At 62.4% G+C, this 5,127-nt stretch carries 4 protein-coding genes; all 4 read right to left on the reverse strand.

All coding sequences use genetic code 11. The features are described from left to right. Positions 1 to 347, reverse strand: a 347-nt coding sequence (locus VK519_RS04935) for an amino acid permease (RefSeq protein ID WP_324348021.1), incomplete at its 3' end; no start/stop codon positions are given. Next, positions 347 to 3,190, reverse strand: coding sequence for a TonB-dependent receptor (locus VK519_RS04940; protein WP_324348022.1), 2,844 nt, complete (start codon positions 3,188 to 3,190; stop codon positions 347 to 349). The genes VK519_RS04940 and VK519_RS04935, both read right to left, overlap by 1 nt. A 540-nt stretch (positions 3,191 to 3,730) precedes the next feature. Continuing rightward, positions 3,731 to 4,597 carry a TauD/TfdA family dioxygenase gene (locus tag VK519_RS04945; RefSeq protein ID WP_324348023.1) on the reverse strand — a complete coding sequence of 289 codons (867 nt, stop codon included), beginning with the start codon at positions 4,595 to 4,597 and terminating at the stop codon, positions 3,731 to 3,733. Next, a partial coding sequence (locus VK519_RS04950; protein WP_324348024.1) for an L-tyrosine/L-tryptophan isonitrile synthase family protein occupies positions 4,594 to 5,127 on the reverse strand: 534 nt, incomplete at its 5' end. The genes VK519_RS04945 and VK519_RS04950, both read right to left, overlap by 4 nt.

The following is a 5,127-nucleotide window of genomic DNA, read 5'->3' on the forward strand; positions in this document are numbered from 1 at the left end:
AGGGTCTGCCACAGGTAAAGGAACCCGAACAGCTTCCCGTAGCTGTCCCGGCCGTAGGCTTCGCGCACGTAGTGGTAGGGCCCTCCCGACTCGGGTATCGCCGAGCCCAGTTCCGCCCACACCAGGCCATCGCACAGGCAAAGAAAGGCGCCCGCCACCCAGCCCAACAGGACCTGTGGTCCCGCCAGCGCGGTCAACGCCAGCGGGATGGTGATGAACGGCCCGATGCCGATCATGTTCAGGACGTTGGCCGACAGTCCGCCCCAGAAGCCGATGACGCGTGGCGGCGCCGTCGGTAATCCCGTCGCTGTCGTCGCATCGATCTCCAGACGTGGCCGGCTGTGCACTAGAACGAGTACTTCAAGGTCAGCAGGGTGGTTCGCCCCGCCTGCACGATATCGCTGATGGCCAGGTCATGCCTACCGATGTGCGACCAATAGCTGTAGTTCCCGGTCAGGTTTGACACCGACAGGTCCACCCGGAAGTGCGGATCGAATTCGTAGCCGGCATGCAGGTCCACCCTTCGGATCGGCCTAACCCACAGGTCGTCCCAGGGCGAGCCCTGGTTGAGGTAGTCGTAGGTGGAAAGGAAGGAACTGGCGTAGTGGTAGCCCAGGTCAAGGTCGAAGCCATTCTTCTCGTAGAACACCTCGGCGTTGCCCAGCACGTTGGGTGCGCTCTGCAGCCGTTCGTTCTCGAAACCTTCGATGCCAAGATCTACACGCGCCAGAAGTCCCGCGTGGATCTTGGCATCGAAGGGCTCGGGAAGGTTCTGGAATTTCTGCCGCAGGGCCACTTCCAGTCCATACACCTTGCCGTCGCCGCCGTTGGTCGGGGTCTTGGTAAGCACCGTTCCTTCCCCGGAGGTATTGGGGTTCGCCTGTCCACCGCCACTGTCATAGATGTAATCGTGCAGCTGCTTGTAGAAGGCCGCCACCGAGGCGAAGCCGCCCTGGTCGGTCGTCCACTGGCCGGAGAGGTCCAGGTTGGTCGACTTGATGGGTTTGAGGTTCGGATTGCCCTCGGTGATGGTGGTCACGCCATCGGATATGCTTACCTGCGAGCCGCCGCCCAACTGCACGAAGGCCGGGCGGGTGTAGCTCATCCATACCGATCCGCGGTACACGGAGTTCGCGGTAGGCCGCCAGCTGGCCGCGATGCTGGGCAGCGGCTCGTTGTACACGGTGCGGTTGTTGGAGAAATGACCGGTCACCGGGTTGCCGTCAGCGTCCTCGGCAGGCGTCGTCCAGAAGGTGTTGTTGATCGACGTGTGCTCGAAGCGCACACCGGGGATGATCTCAAGGTTGCCCACATCGAACGTGGCCATGGCGTAGGCCGCGCTCACAGCCTCGGTGCCGCGCATGGTGTTGCAGTTGTAATTGTTGATGTAGTTGCTGCCGCAGGTATCCAGTTCGTCGTCGGCGAAGTTGGCGCGGATCAGGTCCACCACGGCGGCATGGTTCACCTTGGGTGTCTGCCACAGGTACTTGTCGGGGAATATCGATGAATACGTCCCGTTGAAGATTCCCAGGTCGCCCAGGGTGGTCACGCCATCGTTGATGCCAGGCGTGGACCAGTCGCGGTTGGTGAATTCCCGGGAGCTGTCGGTGTATTTCACGCCGAATTTCACCGAGGAAAGCGCACCGCCGTCGAAGTCATACTGGAAGTCGACCGAGGCGCCGCCCTTCTTTTGGCCCGATCGCGACTTGGTCAGCTCGCCGCTGTCGTTGGCCCACATGGCGGGAATGTTGTTCACTGAATTGACAAGGCCCGGTGTCAGCAGCGGGTACGGGAAGCCGTCTTTGTAAGTGGTAAGCGAGCTTCCGCCGAAGGCGAAGTTGTCCTGGGAATACTTGTCCTCGCGGCCATCGATCTCCACGTGCGCCGGGCGATCGTTGTGGCCATAGCTGTAGAACAGCTTCGGCGAGATCGTCCAGCCGCCGGCCCTCTTGTCGGCGCCGAACTGGAAGGTGGCGATGTCGGCGCGTTCGGGGTTGGTTTCGTACCAGAAGCGATTGGCGATGCGCCCGATGTTCGGGACGTAGCCGGCCGAGCCATCCGGTACGTAGGTAACGTTCTGCGGCAGGAGCTGGTTGTAGGTGGTGTCCTGCTCTGTTTTTGCGTAGGCATAGGTGGCGCGGGCATAGACGTCGAGCGTGTCGTCCACCTTCCAGTTGAAGGCGATATTGCCGCCATAGCGTCGCTCGAAACCCGATGCGATGCCGGCGTTCAGGCCCGTGCTGGTGAGATTCCGTGCCGGGTTGTAGCCGGCAGCGTTGGTGCCATCCGCGTTGCTGTGGGCGAATTCCCACGAGCCATCATTCAACGCGCTTTCGGCGGCGCCCACTTCGCTGTTGGCGATGTTGCGGTAGTCGTAGTAGCCGCTGGCGTAGATGCCGAACTGGTGTTCGCTGCCGAACTTGGTCTGGAACTCACCCGCCAGGCCGCCGCCGAGCCCGCTACCGCCATATTCCCTTGCCTGGCTCTCCGAACGCCCGCTGGTGGTGATGCTGCCACTGGTGTCCTTGGCGAAATCGAACGCCGTGGGCGTGCGGAAATCGATGGTGCCGCCGATGGCATCGCCGTCCATATCGGCCATCGAGGTCTTGTTGATCACGATGGTCTGCAGTCCCGACGGTGGCAGCAGCGACAGCTGCACGCTTCGGCTATAGGGCATGCCCTGGGCCACATCCACGCCATCGATCAGGTTCACGTTGTACTCGGACGGCAAGCCGCGCACGGACGCGAACATGCCTTCGCCGCGCGCCGCGCCATCGATGCCGCCGAAGTAACCGGTGCCGGTGGTGGTGACATTCACGCCGGGCATCAGGCCCAGCGCTTCGGCCACGTTGTGCACGGCGGTGTGTTGCAGGTCGCTGGCGGACAACACGTCCACCGTATTCTGCGCGTTCATCTGCAAGGTGCTGGCATCGTAGCGGTTGGCCACCACCGACACGGCCTTGAGCGTCTTGGCCTGGGCTACTTGCGGCTTCGATGCCGGCTTGCCCGGCGTCGCCTGGTCATCGGCTTGCGTGGTGGCCGGCGCGGCAGCCGGTGCCGCGGTCGAAGCGGCAGGCGCGGGCGTTGATGTGGTCTGGGCAAGCAAAGGCCCCGACACCAACGCTGTGCCCAGTGCGGCCAGGACGGCCAGGTTCAAACGGTTCCTGCGGATATTCCTGTGCTTGGTCATGTGAACTCCCCACCCGATGCGTGACGGCCATGACGGGCAGGCGCCCGCCATCGGAGAACACTGTTCGCACCCATCGGGGAGTCGTCTTGGGCAATAGCCGGCCGCACTTGCCGCGCATCGATGAGAGGCGCGGCAAAGTGTTGTCTAAGGACAGCCGGGGAACGAGCCGATCAGGTCAAACAGCCGCTGCTTCAGGCTGGATACGGTGGGGAATAGCCGGACAGGCACTTCGACCGGGAGCGCAGGGCGCTGAGCTTGGCACGGGAGCGAACGCGGGCACAGATCGCAACGAAGGGCGACCGCCCCCGCTCGCTAGCGGGTATGCAGCCAAACACCTGCGTTGTCGGACAACCGTGCCCCATCAGGAAATCCCAGTGGCTTAAGACCCGTTTTTGCCGAAATCCGACATCACGGGAATGGCCGGACGGTAACCCACCCTGATCGGACGCGTCAACTGGCCATATGGGTTTTTTTGTACCGTGCTGCAGCATTTGGCCGTCTAGCGGTCCACCGGAACCAACCCGGGCGGCGGCGCTCCCATCACTTTTTTGGGGGGCTGAAGCCTAAGTTGACGAGTACCGGATCTGCATGGACATGCACGCGTTGCAGGTGCCGGCTCGAGCCACGCACGAATGCGTTTCTGCCATGAAGAAGGGCAAGGTTGTCGGCGATCAGCACGTCGCCTGTTCGCCATGCGTGCTCGTAACGATGCGCCGGATGCGCCAGGCACCGGTGCAGCTCGGCGATACTTTCGTCCATCGATGCCCGGTCGAGTCCTTCGTGCGTAACAGTGTGTGGGTTCCTGAAGTCCGGGGTGGCATCGCCAGTGGGGCTGTAGCGAAGTGTCGGGACGTGGTGACGCGGGTGTTCGACCACCAGGGCGCTGCGCACGCAACCGCCATAGTTGGATACGGCAAGTATGCAGCTGGTCGTTTCAATGGCGCGCCATTTATCCAGTACCGATGCACCTGCATTTTCAAGCAGGCCCACGGTATCGACGAACACCGTCTCGCCGCCCGTATTCAATGGGCCTGCATCGACGCAATTGAATATCTGGAGCTCTGGGACGGTCGGCATGTACATGCCGTCCCAATGCAGGGGCAGGAACAGTGAATCGAAGACGCCGTCGCGCGACTCTTTTTCGAAAAGGTCGAGCACATCGCCGTAGGGCCCCGTCATGATCGGGCCCCAGCGGCGTGCGTAATCGGCAAGTCCCTGGCCGGAGAAGCGATTGGCGAACCCCCGGAGCACCACGAGCTTGCTGTGACCTACCAGTGCGCGGAGGTGGTCGACGGGTATGCCCAGGCAGTCCATGGCGGGGTCCACCGGTGCAACGAGGGCACCGAATGATGCGAGCGGCGTTATCGATACCTGGCGATGGAAGGACGGGAGCGCGGTTTGCTTCACCGGGATTCTCCCTGGCGTCGTGCGTGTTCGATAACGAAATGCGAAGGGCGTCCGTCGACATGCACGATCTGTCCGCCTGCGCGCTCGACCTCCTCGCGTTTCATCAAATTGAACTCACCGCCGATGTCCACGGCCACCGCATGCCACGGGGTGAGCCAGCTATCGGCACAGTCCGATAGATGGATGCCGAATTTGGGTGAGTCCGGCGCTTGTGGATGGATGGATAACCTCAGCGTTCCGGGGCAGGCCTGGTCAAGCAGGTTGCTCCATGCCTGGCTGCGCCGGACCACTTCGATGGCGCGTCGCCTTGAGTCCACCTGCAGGGCGTTGCGCGAGCCGTTGTAGTCCGGCGTCAATCCATCCTCGAACATGAAACGGGTAATGGCGCGATAGTGAGCCCGGCCTATCTCGCTCGCCATCAGGTCCGCGCGCGTAACATCCGCGGATTCTCCGTAATGGTGCATCAAATAGGCGCGCGCCTGCTCGAAGTCGATGCTGGCGTACTCAGGGGGAAGTGCATCATGAAGGTT

It is taken from the genome of Pinirhizobacter sp. (genome assembly GCF_035317885.1).
Lineage (GTDB): Bacteria > Pseudomonadota > Gammaproteobacteria > Xanthomonadales > Rhodanobacteraceae > Pinirhizobacter.